This window comes from Duffyella sp. Ts4 (assembly GCF_051851875.1).
In the GTDB taxonomy this organism is placed as follows: Bacteria; Pseudomonadota; Gammaproteobacteria; order Enterobacterales; family Enterobacteriaceae; genus Duffyella; species Duffyella gerundensis.
Genome location: NZ_JBLYPN010000030.1, coordinates 1 through 22,205 on the forward strand (window position 1 = coordinate 1; position 22,205 = coordinate 22,205).

Below are 22,205 nucleotides of genomic sequence, written 5' to 3' on the forward strand. Positions count from 1 at the left end.
GCAGTACTGGTCGGTGTTTGGCACGGCAATGATTGTGGCGATTGCGGTTCCGCTGATGCTCACCATGGCGATCTATAAACGCAAACATGCAGCCGGCAAACTTCTGGTTGTCTGAGTGAAAGGACATCACAACATGAGAAACGACGCGCACTGGTGGCAGAACGGGGTAATTTACCAGATTTACCCACGCAGTTTTCAGGACAGCAGCGGCAACGGCATCGGCGATATTCCGGGCATTACCCAGCGGCTGGATTATCTGCAATGGCTGGGCGTCAGTGCTATCTGGCTGACGCCGGTTTACTCCTCACCGCAGGTTGATAATGGCTATGACGTCTCCGACTATTACGCCATCGATCCGCTGTTTGGCACCATGGAAGATTTCGAGGCGCTGGTGGCTGCCGCCCATGCGCGTGACATCAGAATAGTCATGGATATGGTGTTTAACCATACCTCCACGGAACATCCCTGGTTTCAGTCTGCTGCTAACGACCGCAACAGTCCGTGGCGCAATTACTACATCTGGCGTGATGGTAAAGAGGGACGGTTGCCGAATAACTGGCACTCGAAGTTTGGTGGCAGCGCCTGGCACTGGCACGAAGAGAGCCAACAATATTATCTGCATTCGTTCTCAGCGCGGCAGGCCGATCTCAACTGGGAAAACCCGGAAGTGCGCAACGCCCTGAAGGCGATCTGTCATTTCTGGGCGGACAAAGGCGTCGACGGACTTCGTCTGGATGTGATCAACCTGGTGTCGAAGCATCCCGATCTGCCGGACGATCATGAAGGTGATGGCCGCCGTTTTTACACCGACGGCCCGTCGATTCACGATTTTCTCGAAGAGATGAGCCGGGATGTGTTCCAGCCGCGTGGGCTGATGACGGTAGGCGAGATGTCTTCGACGCAGCTGGAACACTGCCAGCGCTATGCGCGTCTGGACGGCAAAGAGCTGTCGATGACCTTTAATTTTCACCATCTCAAAATAGATTATCCCGCTGGGGAAAAATGGCGGCTGGCACCGCCCGATCGGGTGGCGCTGAAGCGCATTTTCTCTGAATGGCAGTGCGGTATGCACGGTCTGGCGTGGAACGCGCTGTTCTGGTGCAATCACGATCAGCCGCGCATCGTGTCGCGTCTTGGCGACGATGGGCCATTGCGCACAGAGTCAGCGAAAATGCTGGCGATGGTGCTGCATGGCATGCAGGGTACGCCGTACATCTATCAGGGTGAAGAGATTGGCATGACCAATCCGCTCTTCACCGACATTGCGCAGTACCGCGATGTCGAGAGCCTGAATATGTACAAAATCCTGCGCCTTCATCAGGAAGAGGAGGACGTATTGGCCGTGCTCGCGGCGAAATCACGCGATAACGGCAGGACGCCGGTGCAGTGGGATGCCGGAGAAAATGCCGGTTTTACCCGCGGCACAAGCTGGATTGACCTTGCGCCTAATTATCGTGAGATCAACGTGGCGCGAGAACGGGAGAATGTTGATTCAGTGCTGCACACCTACCGTGAGCTGATCGCGCTGCGTAAAAGCATGCCGATCCTGACCTGGGGGAATTATGTTGATCTGGACCCTGACTCAGAAACCTGTTGGTGCTATCAGCGCGAGGACAATGGCCATACGCTAAGGGTGATTGCCAACCTCGATAATCAGCCCATACCGCTGGCTGAGAACCATTTGTCGCTCGAAGAAGGGTGGCAGCTGGTGTGTGCCAATTATGCCAATTCCGCGCAGCAGCTGACCAGCGGCCTGTTGCGGCCTTATGAATGTGTTTGGTTAAGTAAGTAAGCACGTAATCAGGGCAGGCAATCTGCCCTGATAGTATGAAAAGAATACCTCACTTTTATGCAGTAGCTTTATCAGCGATAAAATCGGGCTGAGTGATTTTATCATCCTTGATGTATAGCGAGTTATCCTGTTAATAAGGGGTAATATAATGCAAAGCTGTGGTAGTAAATGCGCGATATTTATTTCGTTTGATGCTGTTTCTCTGTCAGGCATTACCGTTGAAGCCTCGAAAACCGCGAAGGAATTATCCCGGCAAGGTTATCGCTGTTTTCTCGATCTTGGTTATGATATCAAATTCGATAAAGGTAATTTCGCTAAGGAATATGGCTACGAACGTGATATTTACCGCGACGTCTTTACGCTGGTTCGCGTTGAGGATGTTTTCGATGTGCCATTTTATAATCGGGCATTTATCGAAAAAACGCAGAATATATTAATAAGCCAAAAAACAGTTTCTTCGGATAAGGAAAAGGAGGCGTTAATTGCCTGTGTTAATCAGTCGGCACAGGCGCTGAGTGAAAAGATTCTTAACCTATGGCGCACTCTCGATATCAGCGCGGTGCTGGTGGAAAATGGCACTCTGCCTGAAAATATTATTTATACCAAAGCGCTTTATCGGGCGATTGAACACTATGGTCATGAACGCGGTTTGCATAAATATGTTATCTGGCGCGATCATGATTTGATGTGGAACAGCGAAAAGAAGGTGATGAAGTATGGCGAACCGCCGTATCCTTATGCGGTCAAGCCGGTAGCATCAGAATTTATCACCTACGTGACGCTGAATCAGGATTTGAAAGAGAAGCTGGAGAGCTGGTGCGATCATCAGGTTGAGGTCAGCGTTAAAAAGAACACCTACGATTTTACCGAAGACCTCTCAGGCACTGACCTGCGGCGCTACTTTGATATCCGCGAGCAGGACATTATCATCGCCCGCACTACGCGAATCATTGCGCAGAAACGCATCGATCGGGACATCATTCTGACGCAGCGACTCAACCGATTATTTGAACAGAATGATATCGATAAAAAGATTTTCCTGATTATCGCCGGTGATACTGAAGAGGACAATCATCATTATCACCATCTGCAAAAATTAGTGAAAAAGCTCGCTATCCTGCCACAGATTAAATTTATCGGCCCACTGCACCATAGCTGTATCTCACTGAGGACCGAACGCTTTACCATCGAAGATTTATATTATTCGAGCAATCTTGTCTCTTTTCTCACCTCGTGGGATTACGACAGCTACGGCAATCCCATTGGCGAGGCGATAAGTTGCCAGCGCTGTTATATCGCGAGTCGCTATGAATATTACCATGAGGTTTACGGCCAGCATGGCTTTCATGCGCCGCTGATGAATATATCGGAAGGCGATGATGGATTGCCTGATGATGATTTTATTAATGATGTGTTTGCGTTGATTAACGATCCTGCTGCCATGCAGCGTATTGCGCAGGCCAATTTTGCGCTGGGTAAACGCGTTTTGTCTAATAATGTTATTGATATATTAATCTAATCCTGGAGGAAATATGCGCGATAATATTGTCGTATCTGTTGTGCTGCCCGTATTTAATGAAAGTGCCAGAATCGATGCGGTGCTCAATTCACTTTATCATCAACAAACCCGCAATGAATTAATTACCCATGACAGCTATGAGCTGATTATTGTTGATAATAACTGCACCGATGATTCGGTAGCCAAAATCAATGCGTTCAGCCAGCAGCATCCGGCGCTGGATATTCATGTCATTGTTGAAAAAGTGCAGGGCGTCTCCTCGGCGCGTAAGCGCGGCATGGATTACGCTTCTCAGCGGGCCAGCGTGCGCGATAGCCGTCTGGGCCGGGAAAGAAAGCACTACATCGTTTCGGCGGACGCGGATTGCACGGTGGATGCTTTTTGGCTGCATGAACTCACCGCCACGATGATCGCTGAAAACGGCGATTTGGGCACCTGTAACTACTACTACGATTTTGAGCACTTTCGCCAGCGGCCCAATCTGTTCCGGGAGATTCAAAAAACGTTGCGCTGCCGCGATTTCTCTTTCAGCCTGTTTGGCGGCTTCCCGGATGGCAAGGGCTTTGCCGTTGAACGCCAGCTGTATGATCGCGTCGGCGGCATCGAGATTTTTTACCAGCTTGAGCGTGGCCGCTTCGTCGAACACCTTTCAGATGACTGGGATTTCGGCATCCGCGTGATCGCCTGGGGCGGCAAACCGGTCTATGCCCGCGAATCCTGCGTGGAGATCAACAGCCGCCGCGTCGATACCATTCTTAATGAGGTGATCAACGGCGTGGCCTATGGGCGCGACGGCATCATCATCATGAAAGATGTCAGGCCCGAAACCAGCAGCAAGAATTGTGCGCTGGTTGATACCAACGAAGCGGAATCGCAGCAGGCCTGGTTTTATTCAATCAAAGATTACCTGCCCAAAAATATCATCTTACCGGTGCTGTTAAACCCGCAGCTGTTGCTGGAGCGCGAGGACGTGCGCCAGTTCTACAGCGGCCCGGTGGCCGACCGGCTCTACGCGCGCATTCATGAAATCAAATATGAGATGCGGATCATCGATTTCAAACCGATTCACGCTTACAAAACGCCCGCCTACCGGCTCTATTTTGAATTTCGCCATGAACTGTTTGCCGCATTGCGCCGTGCCGTTGGCGAGGACATTGGCTATCCGCCGCCGCTGCCCGCCTGTTTTGATTCGGTTGCAGAAGCGGATTTCACGCGTTTTGTCGGCTACTTCTGCGAAGACCGCGAATCCGGGGAAGCCCACAACTATTTCGCTAATGGAGGTGTATTTTGATGAACACTGAAGCGCTGGCATCACTGAACGATATCGATCCCAATTATCCTGTGCCGCAGGTGTGGGATTTCCTGTCCCGTCCCGAAAATCACCTGTTTCTGGATTACGTCTATCGCGATCCCTTCGGCTGTCACGTTTTTCCCGGCGACATCGAAGCGTACCCGCTGGCTTCCTTTTTTGCCGACATGGAGCGCGAAATCAGCGAGGCACGGCAAATCCACCTCTGGGCCTACATTCCCACCTGTCGCTATCGCTGCCATTTTTGCCAGTATCCCACGGTGATACTCAATCCTAAGGCGCCATCCTCGCAGGAGGTGTTCCGCGATCTGGTGGATTACAACATCAAAGAAGCGACGATGTGGCTCGAAAAAGTGCCGAGCCTGGCGCAGGCGGAAATCGGCGAGTTCAACATCTTTGGCGGCACGCCGTCACTGTTGCCCGAGCCGGAGCTGCGGCGGCTGATGGCCTTTTACTATGCGCACTTTAACTTTTCAGCCGCCACCCTGCGTTTCGAAGGCGAGCCGGGCACGCTGAACCGGGAGTATATCGGCGTATTGAAGGAGCTGGGCTTCAGCAAAATCAGTTTCGGCACGCAGTCGTTTAACGATCAGATCATCGCCGCCTGTGGCCGCATGCACACCGCCGATGAGTGTGAGGAAACCATCCGCAGCGCCAGAGAGCAGGGCATCGACTGGGTCAGCGTCGATCTGATTTACGGCATGCTCGGACAAACCGTCGATGACGTTAAATACGACATGGAAAAAACCCTTGAGCTGGAGCTGTCCCATGTGGTCTGCACCAAACTGCACATGGAGGAGTTCATGAAAACGCGCACCGGCGTGTCCGGTGAACGCGAAAGCCTGTGGCAGAAAAAAGGGCTGATCAATATGAACAGCATGACCTTTCCGGGGCTGGGCAAGCAGTACCAGATGCGCGAGCTGGTGGAGCGCTATCTGCATAACGGCTATCAGGAACATCCCACCATGTATTTCCATCAGAAGCATCAGGCGCCTGAAAAGTGGAAGGGCATGATCACCGATCTCGATAAGCAATATCCGGAAGTGGCCATCGGCCTCGGCGGCAGCTCAAAGTGCACCCGCTCGGAGGCGATCAACATCACCGGCTATAAAAAATACAAAGAGGCACTGGATGAAAATCGCCTGCCAATTGAGGAAAGCCGCGGCATCTCAGACGAAGCACGCGAAGTCAACGCCTTCAAAATGGCGCTCTCCACGCTGATCCCGATCAGCGAAGCGGTCTTCCGCGATCGCTTCAACGGCCGGAGCTATCTCGATAATCCGCTGATCGCCCACACGCTGAACAAGCTGCAACACAAGGGGCTGCTTAAGGTTGATACCCAGCAGGTCACGCTTACGCCACCCGGCGTCACGCTGGTTGAAGCGATCATCAATACGCAATTCACCTTTGCAGAATCATGAGGCGCAGATATGAACAAGCAGACCAATACCACGCCGGTTTTCAGCTTCTATTACATCGCCATCGATACGGAAGCGGGGATCACCGCTGAGGATTTTATAAGCTTTGTGCGTGAAAAAGGGGTGCATATTCCCTGTTATCCCGGCTGGCGCTGGACCTTGCTGCACGGCCTGCGTGGCGAACGCGCGGGGCAGTTTATGATGCTGTATGAAATCGAAAGCGCCAGCCAGCGCGATCGTTACGCGACGGCGGACGGCAACCTGACGCCGGAAGCGCACGCCTTCTGGCAGCAGCATCCGCAGGCCCAGCCGCTGATTGCGCAATGGAAAACTTTCGGCACCTTTAGCGAGCTGCCGACCATTTATACCGACTATCAGCTGTTGGCTGATAACCCTCGCAGCACGGTGCCGGACGGGCCGCGCTATCAGGCGAGCTCAGAAGGCGAACCGATCGCCAGAGTCATCGGCATTCATAATCTGGCGCTGCGGCCGGGCGTCACCGCCGATGACTTTGAATCCTTTATTGCCGCCAATCATCACCGCATCGACGATTATCCCGACTGGAAGTTTCGCCTGCTGAAAGGGGTGCGCGGCAATCGCCTTGATCAATATGTGGTGCTGATGGAGATCGGCAGCCAGGCGGCGCTGGATGTGTTTTATCCGGAACCGGATCTGGCAACCGACCAGGCGACGCAGTTTGCCAGCGCCCATCGCGATACCAAAGCGATGTACGAAGAGTGGAAGAAACTCGCCTCATTTTCAGGCTCGCCGCAGCTCTACACGGATTACCTCTCCGTGGCAGAAAGTCTGAAATAACGTGTAGAACCGGCACCGCCTGGCCAGCGCAGGCGGTGCCGAAACGCACTCTCAACCCTTTGCTGTGGAATATAACGCCTTCATGACTATCAATCTGTCTGACAGAGATGTCGTCACACCGCTGCGCCAGCAGCGGGCGACGCGGATGATCTTTTTCGTTGCCGGGCTGGGAATGGCCTCCTGGGCGCCGCTGATTCCGTTTGTGAAAAATCGGCTCAATGCAGATGACGCTACGCTCGGCCTGTTGCTGTTTTGTATTGCTGCCGGGGCAATGCTGATGATGCCGTTTACCGGCAGGCTGATCGCACGCTTTAGCTATCGGTTGATCATTCTCTGCTGCTGCATCGCGCTGGCGTTGATCCTGCCGCTGCTGTTGATCGGTACCTCGTTGGGCCTACTGGCGGTACTGCTGCTCTGTTTCGGCGCGGCGAATGGCATTCTGGATGTCACCATGAACGCGCAGGCAATTGTGGTGGAACAGGCGAGCGGCGAGGCCAGGATGTCCGGTTTTCACGGCTTTTACAGCCTCGGCAGCATTGCCGGAGCGGGCGGCGTTAGCATGCTACTAGGTGCTAATCTGCCTCCCATAATGGCTGCTGCGCTTGTCGCAGCTGGCGTGCTGCTGCTGGCGCTGATTGCCTTTCCCCAGTTGCTGCGTCGGCGTCACGCCCACCGCGCGCCACAGCAAGGCGTGTTGCAGGCGCTGTGCCATCGCGTGGTGCTGATTGTCGCCGTTCTCTGCTTCTTTATCTTCCTGATTGAGGGCGCCATGCTCGACTGGTCGGCGATATTTATGGCCACGGAACGCGGCATGGCGCTGCATCACGCGGGTTTTGGTTTTGCGATCTATTCGATTGCCGTGGCGATCGGACGGCTCTATGGCGATCGCATCATCAACCGCGTCGGCGGTACAAAGGTATTAACCGGCGGCGGCCTGCTTGCCGCGGGCGCGCTAAGCGTGCTGCTGGTGAGCACCAGCGTGCCGCTGGCGCTGGGAGCGATCTTTTTTATCGGCCTCGGGCTCGCCAATATCATCCCGCTGCTGTTCACCACCGCGGGCAACCAGCCGGAACTCTCTGCGGATGTCGCCATTCCCGCCGTTACGCTGGTCGGCTACAGCGGCCTGCTGGCTGGCCCGGCGCTGATTGGCTTCTCTGCTCACTGGGTTGGCCTCTCCGCAACCTTTGTGGCCGGTGTTTTCATCCTGCTGGCCGTGGCGCTCAGTGCGCGTCAGGTCATGGCACGGCAATAACCTTGCCGTGCGCCGATTTTCTTACTTCTCCGTTGATACGCTAAGGAACCACCATGAAAGAGTATGACCAGCCGGTATTTAGCCTGCATTACGTTGGACTGAACCTCAAAAAAGGCGTGACCGCCGAACATTTCGAGCAGTTTGTGCAAACGCGTGGCGTACGGATTCCCGCCTATCCGGGGTGGAAATGGAGCCTGTTAAAGGGGCTGCGCGGCGAGCGGGAAAACCAGTACATGGTGTTGTATGAAGCGGAAAGCGCCCAGCACTACGCCCGCTACGTCGATGCAAAAGGGGGAAAAACCGCGCTCGCGCACGCTTTCTGGCAGGATAACCCCGATGGGCAGGCGTTGATCACAGAATGGAAAACTTGGGCCACCTTTGGTGAATTGCCGACTATCTTCTCTTATTATTCGCTGCTGGCGGAAAACCGCCGCAGTTCGCTGCCCGCCGGGCCTAATTATCAGCCGCTGCCCGGCCAGCCAGCGATCCAGCGCGTCGTCGGCATTCATAATCTGGCGCTGCATCAGGATGTTGCCGCCGCCACCTTTGATCAGTTTATCGTTGATAACGTCCATCGTATCGACGATTACCCTGGCTGGAAATTTCACATGCTCAAGGGGGAAGGCGGCAACCGGCAGGATCAGTATGCCGTGATGCTGATCATAGAAAGTATGGCATCGCTGAATGCGTTTCATCCGGAGCTGGATGTCTCGACGCCGCGTGCGCTGGCTTTTGTCGCAGAGCATCAGGAGAGCGAGCGCATGTATGAAGAGTGGCGCGCTCTGGCGTCATTCTCCGGCGCGCCGCAGCTTTACACCGATTACATCACCATTGCGGGTAACGTGACAGCGTAATCCGCCTCGTCGGTGGCGTTTACCGTCACCGCTTTTTTACCTGCATGCGGAGGCAAAATGTATCGGCTTTATGGCACAGAACGTTCGGGATCGGCGGCCATTGAGATGGCGCTGGCGCGTTGTCAGGCTGACTATCGTCTGGAGAACGCGAGTTCGTGGCAGGAGGGCAGCGGCAGCGAAGCGCTCAAAGCATTGAATCCGCTGATGCAGATCCCCACGCTGCTGCTGGCGGACGGGGCGGTGCTGACCGAAAGCGCAGCGATACTGATTTATCTTGGGCTGGAATATCCGCTTTCCGGTCTGCTGTCGAACGATGCCGATCTGCGTGCGCAGCAGATCCGCGGGCTGATCTTTATCAGCAGCAACTGCTATGCCGCTATTGGCGTAATCGATTATCCCGAGCGCTGGCTGGCTGCTGCCCACGACGATGCGCTGAGCGCCCTGAAAACCGGCGCCACGCAGCGACTGCATCAGCAGTGGGAGACGTTCAGCGATATCTTCAGTGCGACCGCTGCCTGGCGCCCGGACGATCCCGGCGCGCTGGAAATGCTCGCCTGTGTGGTCACGCGCTGGAGCGAAACACGACGCGAACTGCAACAAACCCGGCCCGAATTTTATGCCGCCCTGACGCGCATTGATCGTCATCCAGCGATTAACCTCGTGCTGCAACGCCACTGGACGCCGTCCTGAAGATAAGAGTGCATTCATCTTTCCCTCGTTGTTTGATTGAACGGTTTACTGGCCTCGATAGCCGGTAAAATTCAGTTCGTATCACATAAATGAAAAGCTCACGACCCCTTTCTGTGACAAAAGACACAACCTGATTACATCTTCATGCGTCCCTCGCGGTTTATCATAATAATGGTTTTACTGTGTACAGTATGGTTTTACAGAGTAAAACAAACAGATTCAGATCTGTTAGCAAAGGCGATGATGACTATGCGAGGATTACGATGACTGAAATTAAACACAATCCCCCTTTTCCTGCTGATATCGAGCAACAGACGGTTAAAAAGGTGGTCTGGCGCATTTTGCCTTTTCTTATCGTTTGTTATCTGATCGCCATTATCGATCGCGGCAATATCGGTATGGCGTCATTACAAATGAACGAAGATCTGGGCCTGTCGAAAGCAGTTTTTGGACTGGCAAGCAGCCTGTTTTTCGTCGGCTACTTTCTGTTTGAGGTGCCCAGCAATCTGGCCATGCAGAAAATTGGCGCCAAAATCTGGATTTCGCGCATCATGGTCTCCTGGGGCATCATCTCGGTATGTACCGCGTTCGTTGAAAGCGCTAACGCGCTCTATGTGCTCAGATTTCTGTTGGGTGCTGCTGAAGCAGGCTTTTTCCCTGGTGTGATTCTTTATCTGACCTACTGGATCCCAGGCAAATATCGTGCGCGGGTCATTGCCACCTTTATGGTCGCTATTCCGGCCGCCAATTTCATCGGTTCCCCCATTTCAGGTGCCATTTTGTCGCTGGATGGCTGGTATGGCATGCGCGGCTGGCACTGGTTATTCATCATTGAAGGCGTTCCGGCTGTGATTCTCGGAATTGCCGCCTTCTTTGTATTGAGCAATAAACCGGCCAACGCAACCTGGCTGAATACGGAACAAAAAGCATGGCTAAACAGCACGATGGAAGCGGAGAACGCCAGGAAAAAAGCGATTGGGCATATTTCTCTGTGGCAGCTGCTACGCCATAAACACATCTGGGTGATGGCGCTGATTTATGCCGGTGCTTCAGCGGCGGGCTCAACCTTGAGTGTGTGGTCTCCACAGCTGCTTAAATCCTTTGGTCTGGATAACTTTACCACCGGGCTGGTCAATGCGATTCCTTATGGTCTGGCATCAATTTTAATGATTGTGTGGGGCAAAAGTTCCGATCGCAGCGGTGAACGCCGCTGGCATACCGCTCTGACTCTGTTCCTGATTGCGGGTGGCTTGCTGTCAGCCTTCCTGACACATACGCTGACCGGTAGCGTGGTGATCCTGTCGCTGGTATTGATCGGTGCCTATTCGATGAAAGGGCCTTTCTGGGCGCTGGCATCCAGCTGGATGTCATCTTCTACCGCTGCTGCAGGCCTGGCGGCCATTGGTGCCATGGCAAACCTGATCGGTGGCGGATTGATGGTAAATTTATACGGTATTATTAATCAGTCCACCGGCAGCCACACGCTGGCAATGGTGCCACTTGCTATCCTGTGCGCCATTGGTGGTATCGCGGTGCTGATTATGGGCCGTAAAAAGGAACTGCATCTTGACGTTGAAAATGCCGCTTCACCGGTAAGTAAATAAGCCCTTGTGTTCAGGCAGGCCAGTGCGCCTGCCTGTTTGCACGCTGTCCCCCTATTAAACGCCTCTCATCACCCGTTCATCTCCCGGACATGCCTTATTCTGTTATTCATTATCCGCCCTGTATGCAGCTTCCGATGATGTGTCATTGACGCCGGAGCATCACGGCGGCTTATTCTCCTCAGTCAGGCAGATCGGAAGCCAGTTACAAGAGGTTCGGTGTCGATTTTACACGGAGTAGAAGGGATAAATCAGTGCTTGAGAGGGTAAGCCGCTACCTGTCATAGACGCTGGCAATATGAAGAAGAGGATTGCATGAAAATCAAATATAGGCAGCTCGAAAGGTGACGTTGAAATCTGGCTATTTGACATGCTGCCTGCGGTTATAGCAGACAGCATGTGATGAGGAGAGTAAAGGGTCTGTATTCTCTTATGACGGCCTGCGTTTAGTGTGACACCGGCTCAGCCAGCACTTTTAACACGTTTTTCGTGGCCGCCACGCCCATCTTCACGTAGGAGTTATCGCTCACACCACCAATGTGCGGAGAAAGGATGACGTTATCGATTGATTGCCAGATGTGTGGGGCGGTCAGGGGTTCAACGGCAAAACTGTCCAGCGCGGCTGAGTGAAGCGTGCCGTTCTGCAGTGCCTCAATCAGCGCTTGATCATCGATCAAGCCGCCACGCGCGGTATTAACCAACATTGCGCTTTTTTTACACAACCGCAGGCTGTCAGCGCCGATCATATGCCGCGTCTCTTCAGTCAGCGGGCAGTGCAGTGAAATAACATCGGCGCGTTGCAGTAACGCCTGTAGCGTTACGGCCTCACAGCCTTCAGGAAAGGTTTTAGCAAAGGGATCAAAGGCGATGACCTGCATACCAAACGCGGCGCCAATGCGGGCAACGCGCCCACCGATGGCTCCAAGCCCAACCAGTCCCAGGATTCTGCCCTCAAGCTCAATTGATTTGTGCGTTGATTTATCCCAGTGGCCGTGGCGCATACGGCGATCCAGCGGAATCACCGCCTTGGCGCTGGCCAAAATCATCGCCCAGGTATGTTCTGCTACCGCTGCCGCATTGGCGCCGGGCGCTGACTGCACGCTGATATTGCGGGCAGCCGCAGCCTGTTGATCGATGACATCAATGCCGCTACCGTGTTTGGATATCACACGCAGGTTGGCGGCCGCATCCATAATGCGGGCGGTAATTTTTCCATAACGCACGATGATCGCCACCGGATTATGCCGTTCACAGAGCTGGCATAAATCATCTTCATTAGGCTGTCTGCCAGCAAAGATAATCTCGAAATCACCGAGCAGCGCCAGTGCTTCAGACGCTAAATCGCTGCCAGTGACCACAATCACCGGGCGAGTGTAGGTAAATTCAGCCATTATAATTTTTCTCCTTCACTTAGCATGCCGGCGGTGAACAACGCCTGTTCTAACCAGGGCGCGCGAATATCGCCAGTGCGAATTGCCGCAATGCGTTGCGTTTCGTAATCCCGTTTCTGTTGGGCTAATTCAAGCAACGCCGCAACCGATTCACGCGGTAAAACCACTACGCCGTCAACGTCGCCAATAATCAGGTCACCAGGCTGAATCGCCACACCCGCTACCGACACAGGGTAGTTAACGCGTCCAGCGATCGATTTTGTCGGGCCACAGGGATTAAGGCCGGCGGCAAATACAGGAAAGGTCTGTTCACTGAGTGCATCGGCATCGCGTACCGCACCGTCAATAATGATCCCTGCAATGCCAGATGCGGCTGCCTGCGCAGACATGATCTCACCAATCAGGGCGCAGCTGAGATCGCCTTTACCGTCCACGACAATGACATCGCCGGGTTGAGCAATGGCAAGCGCCGCGTGTATCGCCAGATTATCGCCGGGACGCACCTCTACCGTGATAGCCGGACCGGCGATCTTCATGCCAGCAGCCACAGGCTTTATACGGCCGTGTAGCGTACCGCGCCGTCCAGCCACATCGGCTAAAATCGCTGCCTGAAACTCAGCAGCCTGTTTGACCCATGTCGGTTCAACACGTTGAATGTCACGCTTGATGAATGCATTCGTTGCCTGTGGCATCACTTACCCTCGCATTGTTTTACTGGGTACAACTAAGTTGTACAATGTAAAACTACTATATCGACCTTGCTCCAGTTCGTACCAGCGTTAAGCCCTGGTTTGTGATGTAAATACGATGTAAATCACACATTGCGCGGTAAACTCTCTGCCATTACACACAGGAGAACCTATCGATGGGGAATGAAGGCGTCATTGCCGTTGAAAAAGCGCTGGCTTTGCTTGACTGCTTCAAGCCGAATGAGGAGTCGCTAACGCTCACCGCGCTGGCTCAGCTGTCGGGTTATCACAAAACCACGGTTTACCGCCTCATGAACTCGCTTGAGCGGATGAATTACGTGATCAGACGCGATAACGGCGTTTATACCCTGGGACCGCGATTGCTTTATCTTGGCAAACTCTATGAGCAGTCGTTTCATCTGGCCAGCATCGTTCAGCCTGCGTTACACGCTCTGGCGGCGGCAACCGGTGAGAGCGCAACATGGTATGTGATTGAAAATAAACAGAGGTTGTGCCTGTTCAGAGCAGAACCATCCGAAGGGCTGCGTGAAACGCGCTTACCGGGTACCTTTTTACCGCTGGATAATTCTGCCATTGGCCAGGTGCTACGCCACTGGGGATTAGATGAGCCGTTGTTTGAAACCTCACCCACGTTGCCGATATATACCTCCGGCGCACGCGATCCACATATTGCGGCATTTTCGCTGCCTGTTTTTGGTGAGGGTGATAAGCTACTTGCCGCGCTGGCATTAACCGGCCCGTCATCGCGCTTAACCGCCTCGTTGCGCGATGGCGCGCCGGGTAGGTTAATGAAAGATACGGCCTATGCGCTGTCGGTTGCTTCAGGCGCAAATAAAATTACCTGCGATAAATTTTACGCGCGTTAAAACAGGCTGGCAGCGCCCTGTTGCGCTGCCGCCGATCAGACATCCAGCCGATGGATCACGCTCACAAACTGGTTCACGCCGCTGTTAATTTCCCGCAGGCTGCGCGACAGATCGCTGATTTTTTCCTGCTCAGAAACCACAAACTGCTTTATCTCATCCATCTGCTGATGCATCTGCTTGATCAGGCTGGTATTAATCTCCACGACCGAGGTGATTTTGTGCGTCGCGCTCGCCGTGGAAGCGGCCAGACGGCGCACTTCGGCGGCCACCACGCTGAAGCCGCGTCCCGCCTCACCGGCGCGGGCCGATTCAATCGCGGCATTCAGCGCCAGAATATTGGTTTGTGCGGCGATGACGTTAATTGCCTCAACCACCTCATTGATGCTTTTGGCCGACGCGTTCAGCTGCTCGCCAATCTCCGTGGCCGCGCTGACCTTTAACGCCACCTGACCCGAATTGCGCACGGTTTCATCCAGCACTTCGTTGGCATTATGGGTGATTTGCGACGTCTCTTCGGAAGTGGTCACGGCAATGTCCGCCACCCGTTTGGCGGCTTCCACGCGTGCGGTGATATCCGAGGCGATTTTGATCACTTTGCTGACGTTGCCGTCGGCGTCATAAATGGGGTTGTAGCTGGCTTCAAGCCAGATGCGTTCGCCGCTGGCTGTTTTACGTTCAAAGCGACCGACAAAATGCTGGCCGCGGGTGATCTTTTGCCAGAAGTCAGGATTCTCGCGATAGAAATTGTCATAGCAAAACAGGCGATGGTGCTTGCCGACGATGTCAGGCAGCGCATATTGCATGTGCTTCAGGAAGTTCTCGTTGGCGGTAATGATCTCGCCAGCGTTGGTAAATTCAATCACCGCCATGGAGCGATCGAGGGCAGTGATCACCGCTTCTTTGTGCTTCAGCACGTGATGGCGTTCGGTGATGTCCGTTGCCAGCTTAATCACCTTATAGACATGGCCTTTCTCATCGCTAACCGGGAAATAGGTGGCGCTGAGATAAAAGCGCCGATGCTGCTTACTGAAGCGCTCAAAAATGCCGGTGATCGATTCGCCGGTGGCCAGCGTGTGCCAGAAATTACTGTAAACCGTCGAGCGGGCGTAATCGGGGCTGCAAAAAAGACGGTGATGCTTGCCCTGAATGTCGCTGAGTGAATAGCCGACCAGATCCAGAAATTGTTGATTGGCGCTGATGATTTCGCCATCAGGCAAAAACTCAATCCAGGCAACGTGCTGTTTGATGGCATTGATATCGTTAACCATGCTGCTGTTTTTGGAAGAGGGCAGAGAAAAGCTCGATTTTTTCACACCAAACATAGAGGACCTCGAAAAATTGCTGATGATTCAATGAGTCATTCGCATGAAAATATTTTCTGGTTACGAACGCTCACCCATCAACACCGTGCGGCATCTCCGGAAACGCGGCGGCAAACGCGCGTTCCCCGTGATAAAACCGGCGCTTTCTACTGAGCAGGACACCAAAAAACAACAAAGAATTAACCATAACGACTAAACAAGGTATCGGCAGCCTTCGCAGATATTTGAGAGGCGCGCAGCTAAATATCAGCAAAGCTTTACATTGGTCATGTTTAAGGCGGTCAGCGTGCCGGGCCACGCCATAATGTTACCTGGTTTTACAGCCGGGCAGCGTTAACCGAAGCGCAAGCTACACTGTGGGGTCACGCATTTCTGCGTCGCTGCCTGACAAACCGTTCAGGTTGAACATCAGAACCACGACAGATTATTTGCCACGGGAAAATTATGACAACGCGCAGCAGTAAAAAAGGTCATGCTGACCATCAACATAGCCATGATGGCAACGTCACGATAACCGGCGCCAGAACGCATAATCTGCAAGAGGTTTCACTGTCATTTCCGCGTGATGCCCTGGTGGTCTTTACCGGCGTGTCAGGCTCGGGTAAATCCTCGCTGGCGTTTGACACCATTTATGCCGAAGCGCAGCAGCGCTATCTCGAATCGGTGGCGCCGCACGCTCGCCGTTTAATCGAACAGATCGCGGCGCCCGATGCCGATGATATTCAGGGACTGCCACCGGCGGTGGCGCTCAAGCAGAGCCGGGGCGGCACACAGGAGCGTTCAACCGTTGGCAGCATGACGCGCATTGCGGTTAACCTGCGTCTGCTTTACTCCCGCGCGGGTAAACGCCCTGCGGATGTGCCTTTTATGACCGCCGAGGCGTTTTCGCCGAACAATCCGCAGGGCGCCTGCCCGGTCTGTCACGGCATCGGCGTGGTGCCGGAACTGAACCGTGCCGCGCTGGTGCCCGATCGCACGCTGAGCATTCGTGAAGGCGCTATTGCCGCATGGCCCATTGGCTGGCATGGCAAAAACCTGCGCACCATTCTTGAAATGCTCGATTACGACGTCGATGCGCCGTGGGATACCCTGCCCGAAAGGCAGCAGCAGTGGATCCTGTTTACCGACGAGCAGCCTTCAACGGGCGTTTACCCCGGCCTGAATGCCGCGCAGCGTCAGAAAGCGATCGCTGCAGGCGTCGAGCCCGATTACCGCGGCACCTACACCAGCCCGGCGAAATACGTGCTGCAAAATGTCTCGGGCGGCAAGGACTCGGTTAAAAAACGGCTGTCCCGCTTTGTCACTATTGCGCCGTGCTCCGCCTGCCACGGCAAACGGCTCAATCCCGATGCGCTGACGGTGACGTTCGCGGGTCATGATATTGCCGCGCTGGGTGAAATGACCATCCGGCAGCTGAAATCAGTGCTGCTGCCGTACGCGGAGAAAACGTCCGCCGATCTGCCTGATGAAGCCGCGCTGCGCGAGGCGGTGATCCGGCTGACCCGCGATATTGTTGGCCGTCTTGACCAGCTTGAAGCGTTAGGGCTTGGCCACCTGTCGCTGGGCCGCCGCACGACGATGCTGTCGTCAGGCGAGCTGCAGCGCATCAGGCTGGCAACCCAGATGATCTCAAAACTGTTCGGCGTGCTGTATGTGCTGGATGAGCCTTCTGCTGGCCTGCATCCGGAAGATGTCGCGGCGCTGATGCCGCCGCTGCGATCGCTGCTCGCTGCTGGCAACTCGCTGCTGATCGTCGAACACAATCTCGACGTCATCGCTGAAGCGGATTGGGTGGTAGAAGTGGGGCCAGGGCCGGGCCGCCAGGGCGGCAACGTGGTCTACAACGGTGAACCTGCGGGCCTGAAACACATCGCCACGTCAGCCACCGCGCGCTATCTTTTTAACGAGCAGCGTCAGCCGCTGCGCGAGCACAGAGCACCGGACGACTGGCTGAGTCTGAAAAACGTCGCCTGTAATAACCTCAACGCGCTGGACGTCGACTTCCCGCTGGCCAGCATGACGGTGATCACCGGCGTTTCAGGCTCAGGTAAGTCAACGCTGCTGACCCGGGTGATTCCCGGCCTGCTGGCGCAGATAGATAACAGCGATGCCGATGAAGAGCAGGATGATGAGGCGCTGAAGCAGAGTGTACGCGGCGAGGTTACCGCTGGCGGGGATACACTGAAACGTCTGGTGAGAATCGACCAGCGACCGATAGGCCGCACGCCGCGTTCCAATCTGGCTACTTACACCGGTTTTTTCGATACCGTCAGAAAGCTGTTTGCTGACACGCCGGAAGCGAAAAAGCGGGGATTTGATGCCGGACGATTCTCGTTTAATCTGCCCGAAGGCCGCTGTCCGGTGTGCGAAGGGCAGGGCATCATCAGCATTGAATTGCTGTTTATGCCAGAGGCCAGCGCGCCCTGTACCGCCTGCGGCGGCAAGCGCTACAACGACGAGACACTGGCGGTGAAATGGCAACATCTCAGCATCGCCGACATTCTCGCGTTGACGGTCGATGATGCAGTGGCGGTGTTTCAACACAACGAGCCGATTCAGCGTTCACTGAGCGCGCTGACCGCGCTGGGCCTGGGCTATTTAACGCTGGGCCAACCGGCAACCGAACTGTCGGGCGGCGAGTGTCAGCGCATCAAGCTGGCGCGTGAGCTGCAACGCGTGCAGCGCGGCAATGGTCTTTATCTGCTGGATGAACCCTCTTCGGGGCTGCATCCAGCGGACATGGATAAACTGGTGTTGGTGCTGGATCAGCTGATACAGCGCGGCAATACGGTGATCATGGCCGAGCATGACATGCGCATTGCCGCTGAAGCGGATTGGGTCATCGATCTTGGGCCAGGCTCGGGCGATAACGGCGGTCAGGTGGTTGCAGCCGGTTCACCGGCGCAGGTCAGCGTGTCAGCCAACAGCCGTACCGCGCCCTATCTGAAAAAGCGGCTTCACGCCCGCGAGGCATAACACCTAACCCGCCCTGGCATTGGTGCCGGGGCGGGCTGCCTGTTGTGCCGCATTAACTGCCTCAGAACAGATAACGCGCCCCAAGGGTAACTTCGCTGGAGGCCAGGCGAGCTTTCATCTGCTCATCCTTCAGGCCGCGCACGTTGCCGAAGGTGTTGAAACCGCTTTCAACTTTACCCATATCGAGATAGCGGTAGCCGAGATCCAGGCTCAGACGCGGCATCGGCGAGTAACTGACGCCTGCGCCCAGCGACCATGCCAGATTGTTCTGGCTGCTGTCGGCATACTGACGTGACGTGTTGCCCTGCCAGCCGCCTGCATTAACCCTGGCAACGCCCAGCCCGGCGGTGCCAAACAGTGAAACGCCATAGCCAATTTCATAGTCACGGTAAACGTTGAGCATCAGCCGTTCGGTTTTCAGCTTCAGATGATTATCACTGGTTGCAAACGCGGTAGAGCCGCTGGTGAATTCCGCTTTCTGACGAAAAGTATACTCGCCCTCGGTGCGCCAGCCGTTGCCGTACTGATAACCCATCGCCACCGCGGCGCCCTTCTGGCGATCCTTTTCTTTGCGCTCGACAAACTGCCCAACGCTCGGACGGCTACTGCTGTCCTGATTGCTGGCGCGTTGCTCGCTGTTGAGGAACTTCGCCGAGCCGTAATAGCCTTCATCGCTGTTTGCTGCCAGCGCCTGTCCCGCACTTAACATCAGTGGGAACATCATCAAACCCATTTTACTTTTCATGGTTATCCATCCTTAGTGTGTTATGCAGCCGTAAATTCTTTTTGCATGCTTTTCAACGCGTCCAGCGCGCAGGCCTGATCGAGATGGCCGCCCGGTGCGCCACCGACGCCGACTGCCCCAATGACCTGCTCACCTGATTTAATCGGTACGCCGCCAGCCAGCAGCAGAAAGCCCGGAATATCGCGCAGGTTGGCGGCACCGGCATTTGACTGGGCGCTTTTCATCACGTTATCGGTGGCGTTTTTTGTGCTGAGCGCGGTAAAGGCCTTCATGCGGCTCGCGTCGAGCGTATGCGGCCCGGCGTTGTCCATGCGCTTGATCACCAGCGGATTTCCGGCACGGTCAACCACGGTGACCGCTACGTTGTAATTGTCTTTGGCGCAGACCTGCAAAACCTGCTGCGCCAGTTTATCGGCGAGGTCAAGGGAGAGGTTTTTCTGACTGAGAACGCCGGTTGCTGCGCTGGCGGCGGACACCATGCCGCTCATCAGCAGGGCACCTAACAGAAGTGATTTCATGGTATTGCTCCGTGTGTTTATGATGGAGCAATACTATGCAAGGCCGGGCGGCGGCGAAATTAGCGCGAACACCTAACTTTCCAGGTGTTTTTACTTAGCTTCCTGGGTGAGTTCGCCATAAATCTTCAGCAATTTTGCCAGCGAATTGACCTCCAGCTTGCTGAATATATTGGCGCGATGTACTTCTACCGTGCGCGGCGACAGCGAGCGGCGCTGAGCGATCTCTTTACTGGAGTAACCCTGCACTATTTCGCCCAGCATCTCCTTTTCGCGCGCGGTCAGGGTGGCCAGCTTTTGCTGCAAAGGTTGCAGCCGTTGCTGGGCGTCAAAGGCGATTTGCTGCCGGGCCATAGCGTCGCCGACCACCTCAAACAACAGGTCGGCATCCACCGGTTTGGTCAGAAACTCATGCGCGCCGTTTTTAAAGGCACGACGGCATAAATCGATATTGCCGTGCCCGGTCATCACGATCACCGGAATCGCTAACCCCTGTTGCGTCCACTCTTCCAGCAGCGTCAGCCCGGATTTTCCCGGCATGCGGATATCCAGGAGCAGGCAGCCTGCCAGGGCGGCAAGATCGCCAGCCTGCTGTTGAAACGCCTCGGCGCTGTCGAAAGCCTGCGTCTGCCAGCCAACGGTCGAGAGCAACAGGCTCAGGGAATCACGCATCGCCGCGTCATCATCGATAATCCAGATGGGCTGATTCATTGCGCCTCCTCGCGCTGCAGGGGAAAGTGCAGCGTAAAGCAGGCGCCTGCGCCCGCCACATTGCAGGCTTCAATGGTGCCGTGAAGGCGCTGCACCAGCGTATCAGTCAGCGCCATGCCGAGGCCAAGTCCGGCGGCGCGGGTGGTGAAAAAAGGCATAAAGACCTGCTTCAGCGCCTCAGGCGACAGACCCGTTCCGCCATCGGTAAGCGTTAACACAAGATTCTGTTTTTCCTGTCGAACCTCGAGATGAATCCATGCGCTGGACGGATTGCCGGTCTGTGCCTGAACCGCATTGCTGACCATGTTATGCAGGATCTGTTCGATCCACAGCGGCGGCGCCATAAAGGGCGGCAGGTCGCTGGCGATCGCACTGCTGACCCGCACTTTCCTGGCATCGAGTTCATTATCCAGCAGCTTGCAGACACGCAGCCAGAGCTGCTGCAAATCGATCGGCTGATACCCGGGGTGCTCAGAGGTGAGCTTTTGGCGGAACTGACTGAGCAGGGCATCGATGCGCTTGATCTGCGCGATAGCCGCATCGAGCAGCGTCGGCACCTGTGCGGGATTATCTTGTTTGATCAGCCGTAAGGCGGCATTGTTGTAGTTCATGATGGCGGCAAGCGGCTGGTTAAGTTCATGCATCATGCCCGCCGCCAGCTCGCCAAGGGTGTTCAGGCGAATAAGTTCGTTGTAGCGGGCGCGCAGGGCGGCGCTGTCGCGGCGACGCTTGTTGGTTTGAAACTGAATCAGCAGGCCGATCACCAGCGCCCAGAACAGGGCGGGAGAAACGATCAACCACCACGGCAAGGCGGCCCACTGCGGATTATCGCCCGCTGACACCACAAACGGCTGCGTCGGGCTGGCCACGCTTTTATCCCAGCGCCACCAGGTGTCAGCCTTGCCCTGACTGAACAGCGTCGTTGTCTGTTCAGTGATGGCGAGATGGGCGAAGGTTTTCTTCTCGCCCAGGGTTTCGAGCAGGATCGGCAGGTCGATCAGTATCGAAAGTTGTGCGCTGTTCAACCAGTAGCGTCCGCCGCCCGCAGCTACGATAGGCGCACGATTTTCAGTCTGCTCGTGCTGCCGCCAGCGAACAATCTGCGGCAGAATATGCTGCACATCGGCAACGTGCTGGCTGGCCGGAAGCAGCGGAATAATGGCGTCGTGCTGCGACAGCTTTACGGTGATTTCACGGTACAGAATGCGATAATCAGCGGATCTCGCTTCATACTGCTGCTGTAAAAACCAACCGCCCAATGCCGCAGCGCTGAGCAGCGTAAGCAGTAACCAGCAGAAAATCCTTAACATACCCAGTCCTTTTGATGATAGTGAGCAAGTTCGCGGTGGGAGAGAACAATCCCTGTCAATCCAGGCGGTTGATTATCACCCTTTTTCGCTTAATGTTGCGCTTTTTCTCGCTGAAATGACGCGGCACTGCTTTGCGGCCGATCACTGAAAGCGACAGGTACAGACAACAGGTTAAGTCGCCTGTTCGCCTCTTAATATGTGACGTTGTCACTCGATAAAAACTCGCCAGTTTTCACGCATAAAAAACGGGACCGCGGGGTCCCGTTTTACGCTCTATTAGTTAAACCGGCGCGTTACACCACCAGCAGTTTACCAGCGGCATGTTTGCGTTTATAAATCGCCATCGTCAACAGCAGCGGCACGATGATGGCAACCAGCATGGCGATGCCGTAGATAGCCCAGTACTGG

19 protein-coding genes are annotated in these 22,205 nt (G+C 54.9%); 12 read left to right on the plus strand and 7 right to left on the minus strand.

The genetic code is table 11. The annotated features are described in order from the left end of the window. Positions 1-133: 133 nt before the first annotated feature. The 9 genes from treC (at position 134) to ACJY2L_RS20395 (ending at position 11,254) form a co-directional block, all read left to right on the plus strand. The gene (gene treC / locus ACJY2L_RS20355) at positions 134-1,792 is read left to right on the plus strand and encodes an alpha,alpha-phosphotrehalase (RefSeq protein WP_439214675.1); all 1,659 of its coding nucleotides are present in this window, start codon (positions 134-136) and stop codon (positions 1,790-1,792) included. 148 nt (positions 1,793-1,940) lie between these two features. Next, the gene (locus ACJY2L_RS20360; protein WP_439214676.1) at positions 1,941-3,311 is read left to right on the plus strand and encodes a glycosyl transferase family 2; all 1,371 of its coding nucleotides are present in this window, start codon (positions 1,941-1,943) and stop codon (positions 3,309-3,311) included. Between the two features lie 13 nt (positions 3,312-3,324). Then, complete coding sequence (locus ACJY2L_RS20365; protein WP_439214677.1) at positions 3,325-4,602, plus strand: glycosyltransferase family 2 protein; 1,278 nt, start codon at positions 3,325-3,327, stop codon at positions 4,600-4,602. After that, positions 4,602-6,041: a radical SAM protein gene (locus ACJY2L_RS20370; protein WP_439214679.1), complete on the plus strand. Its 1,440-nt coding sequence runs from the start codon at positions 4,602-4,604 to the stop codon at positions 6,039-6,041. The genes ACJY2L_RS20365 and ACJY2L_RS20370 overlap by 1 nt, the downstream gene beginning before the upstream one ends. Positions 6,042-6,050: 9 nt before the next feature. Continuing rightward, positions 6,051-6,854, plus strand: coding sequence for a hypothetical protein (locus ACJY2L_RS20375; protein ID WP_439214681.1), 804 nt, complete (start codon positions 6,051-6,053; stop codon positions 6,852-6,854). Positions 6,855-6,936: 82 nt separating this feature from the next. After that, entirely contained in the window at positions 6,937-8,106 is a 1,170-nt protein-coding gene (locus tag ACJY2L_RS20380) for an MFS transporter (protein WP_439214682.1), read from the plus strand. A gap of 53 nt (positions 8,107-8,159) precedes the next feature. Continuing rightward, complete coding sequence (locus ACJY2L_RS20385) at positions 8,160-8,960, plus strand: hypothetical protein (protein ID WP_439214684.1); 801 nt, start codon at positions 8,160-8,162, stop codon at positions 8,958-8,960. A 57-nt stretch (positions 8,961-9,017) separates the two neighbouring features. After that, positions 9,018-9,650: a glutathione S-transferase N-terminal domain-containing protein gene (locus tag ACJY2L_RS20390; protein ID WP_439214686.1), complete on the plus strand. Its 633-nt coding sequence runs from the start codon at positions 9,018-9,020 to the stop codon at positions 9,648-9,650. Between the two features lie 263 nt (positions 9,651-9,913). Then, positions 9,914-11,254, plus strand: a complete 1,341-nt coding sequence (locus tag ACJY2L_RS20395; RefSeq protein ID WP_439214688.1) for an MFS transporter — start codon at positions 9,914-9,916, stop codon at positions 11,252-11,254. A gap of 443 nt (positions 11,255-11,697) precedes the next feature. Here the strand turns inward: ACJY2L_RS20395 and ACJY2L_RS20400 are convergent, their stop codons facing one another. Both ACJY2L_RS20400 and ACJY2L_RS20405 read right to left on the minus strand, forming a co-directional pair. Beyond that, positions 11,698-12,642, minus strand: coding sequence for a hydroxyacid dehydrogenase (locus tag ACJY2L_RS20400; RefSeq protein WP_439214689.1), 945 nt, complete (start codon positions 12,640-12,642; stop codon positions 11,698-11,700). After that, on the minus strand, positions 12,642-13,334 hold the full coding sequence (locus ACJY2L_RS20405) for an RraA family protein (protein ID WP_439214691.1): 693 nt from the start codon (positions 13,332-13,334) through the stop codon (positions 12,642-12,644). Before ACJY2L_RS20405 ends, ACJY2L_RS20400 begins: the two co-directional genes overlap by 1 nt. 173 nt (positions 13,335-13,507) lie before the next feature. On the opposite strand from ACJY2L_RS20405, the gene ACJY2L_RS20410 reads away from it, so the two are divergent. Then, positions 13,508-14,218, plus strand: coding sequence for an IclR family transcriptional regulator (locus ACJY2L_RS20410; RefSeq protein ID WP_439214692.1), 711 nt, complete (start codon positions 13,508-13,510; stop codon positions 14,216-14,218). Between the two features lie 35 nt (positions 14,219-14,253). Here ACJY2L_RS20410 and ACJY2L_RS20415 read toward each other — a convergent pair whose 3' ends face one another. Continuing rightward, positions 14,254-15,540 (minus strand): methyl-accepting chemotaxis protein, encoded by a 1,287-nt coding sequence (locus ACJY2L_RS20415; RefSeq protein ID WP_439214694.1) that lies wholly within the window; start codon positions 15,538-15,540, stop codon positions 14,254-14,256. 43 nt (positions 15,541-15,583) lie between these two features. Here ACJY2L_RS20415 and ACJY2L_RS20420 point away from each other — a divergent pair, with 43 nt between their 5' ends. Both ACJY2L_RS20420 and ACJY2L_RS20425 read left to right on the plus strand, forming a co-directional pair. After that, a complete protein-coding gene (locus tag ACJY2L_RS20420) occupies positions 15,584-15,736 on the plus strand; it encodes a hypothetical protein (protein WP_439214695.1) in 153 nt (50 codons plus the stop codon). 248 nt (positions 15,737-15,984) lie between these two features. Then, positions 15,985-18,516, plus strand: coding sequence for an excinuclease ABC subunit A (locus ACJY2L_RS20425; protein WP_439214696.1), 2,532 nt, complete (start codon positions 15,985-15,987; stop codon positions 18,514-18,516). Positions 18,517-18,577: 61 nt separating this feature from the next. Here the strand turns inward: ACJY2L_RS20425 and ACJY2L_RS20430 are convergent, their stop codons facing one another. The 4 genes from ACJY2L_RS20430 to ACJY2L_RS20445 all read right to left on the minus strand — a co-directional run bounded on the left by ACJY2L_RS20430 (position 18,578) and on the right by ACJY2L_RS20445 (position 21,797). Then, positions 18,578-19,261 carry an outer membrane protein gene (locus tag ACJY2L_RS20430; protein WP_439214697.1) on the minus strand — a complete coding sequence of 228 codons (684 nt, stop codon included), beginning with the start codon at positions 19,259-19,261 and terminating at the stop codon, positions 18,578-18,580. Between the two features lie 20 nt (positions 19,262-19,281). After that, on the minus strand, positions 19,282-19,779 hold the full coding sequence (locus ACJY2L_RS20435; RefSeq protein ID WP_439214698.1) for a GlcG/HbpS family heme-binding protein: 498 nt from the start codon (positions 19,777-19,779) through the stop codon (positions 19,282-19,284). A 90-nt stretch (positions 19,780-19,869) separates the two neighbouring features. Further along, the gene (locus ACJY2L_RS20440; RefSeq protein ID WP_439214700.1) at positions 19,870-20,487 is read right to left on the minus strand and encodes a response regulator transcription factor; all 618 of its coding nucleotides are present in this window, start codon (positions 20,485-20,487) and stop codon (positions 19,870-19,872) included. Continuing rightward, a complete protein-coding gene (locus ACJY2L_RS20445; RefSeq protein ID WP_439214701.1) occupies positions 20,484-21,797 on the minus strand; it encodes a sensor histidine kinase in 1,314 nt (437 codons plus the stop codon). Before ACJY2L_RS20445 ends, ACJY2L_RS20440 begins: the two co-directional genes overlap by 4 nt. Positions 21,798-22,205 lie beyond the last annotated feature (408 nt).

Coding starts and splice junctions, on each gene's coding strand:
- treC (WP_439214675.1), top strand. CDS start 134: ATGAGAAACGACGCGCACTGGTGGCAGAACGGGGTAATTTACCAGATT.
- ACJY2L_RS20360 (WP_439214676.1), top strand. CDS start 1,941: ATGCAAAGCTGTGGTAGTAAATGCGCGATATTTATTTCGTTTGATGCT.
- ACJY2L_RS20365 (WP_439214677.1), top strand. CDS start 3,325: ATGCGCGATAATATTGTCGTATCTGTTGTGCTGCCCGTATTTAATGAA.
- ACJY2L_RS20370 (WP_439214679.1), top strand. CDS start 4,602: ATGAACACTGAAGCGCTGGCATCACTGAACGATATCGATCCCAATTAT.
- ACJY2L_RS20375 (WP_439214681.1), top strand. CDS start 6,051: ATGAACAAGCAGACCAATACCACGCCGGTTTTCAGCTTCTATTACATC.
- ACJY2L_RS20380 (WP_439214682.1), top strand. CDS start 6,937: ATGACTATCAATCTGTCTGACAGAGATGTCGTCACACCGCTGCGCCAG.
- ACJY2L_RS20385 (WP_439214684.1), top strand. CDS start 8,160: ATGAAAGAGTATGACCAGCCGGTATTTAGCCTGCATTACGTTGGACTG.
- ACJY2L_RS20390 (WP_439214686.1), top strand. CDS start 9,018: ATGTATCGGCTTTATGGCACAGAACGTTCGGGATCGGCGGCCATTGAG.
- ACJY2L_RS20395 (WP_439214688.1), top strand. CDS start 9,914: ATGACTGAAATTAAACACAATCCCCCTTTTCCTGCTGATATCGAGCAA.
- ACJY2L_RS20400 (WP_439214689.1), bottom strand. CDS start 12,642: ATGGCTGAATTTACCTACACTCGCCCGGTGATTGTGGTCACTGGCAGC.
- ACJY2L_RS20405 (WP_439214691.1), bottom strand. CDS start 13,334: ATGCCACAGGCAACGAATGCATTCATCAAGCGTGACATTCAACGTGTT.
- ACJY2L_RS20410 (WP_439214692.1), top strand. CDS start 13,508: ATGGGGAATGAAGGCGTCATTGCCGTTGAAAAAGCGCTGGCTTTGCTT.
- ACJY2L_RS20415 (WP_439214694.1), bottom strand. CDS start 15,540: ATGTTTGGTGTGAAAAAATCGAGCTTTTCTCTGCCCTCTTCCAAAAAC.
- ACJY2L_RS20420 (WP_439214695.1), top strand. CDS start 15,584: ATGAAAATATTTTCTGGTTACGAACGCTCACCCATCAACACCGTGCGG.
- ACJY2L_RS20425 (WP_439214696.1), top strand. CDS start 15,985: ATGACAACGCGCAGCAGTAAAAAAGGTCATGCTGACCATCAACATAGC.
- ACJY2L_RS20430 (WP_439214697.1), bottom strand. CDS start 19,261: ATGAAAAGTAAAATGGGTTTGATGATGTTCCCACTGATGTTAAGTGCG.
- ACJY2L_RS20435 (WP_439214698.1), bottom strand. CDS start 19,779: ATGAAATCACTTCTGTTAGGTGCCCTGCTGATGAGCGGCATGGTGTCC.
- ACJY2L_RS20440 (WP_439214700.1), bottom strand. CDS start 20,487: ATGAATCAGCCCATCTGGATTATCGATGATGACGCGGCGATGCGTGAT.
- ACJY2L_RS20445 (WP_439214701.1), bottom strand. CDS start 21,797: ATGTTAAGGATTTTCTGCTGGTTACTGCTTACGCTGCTCAGCGCTGCG.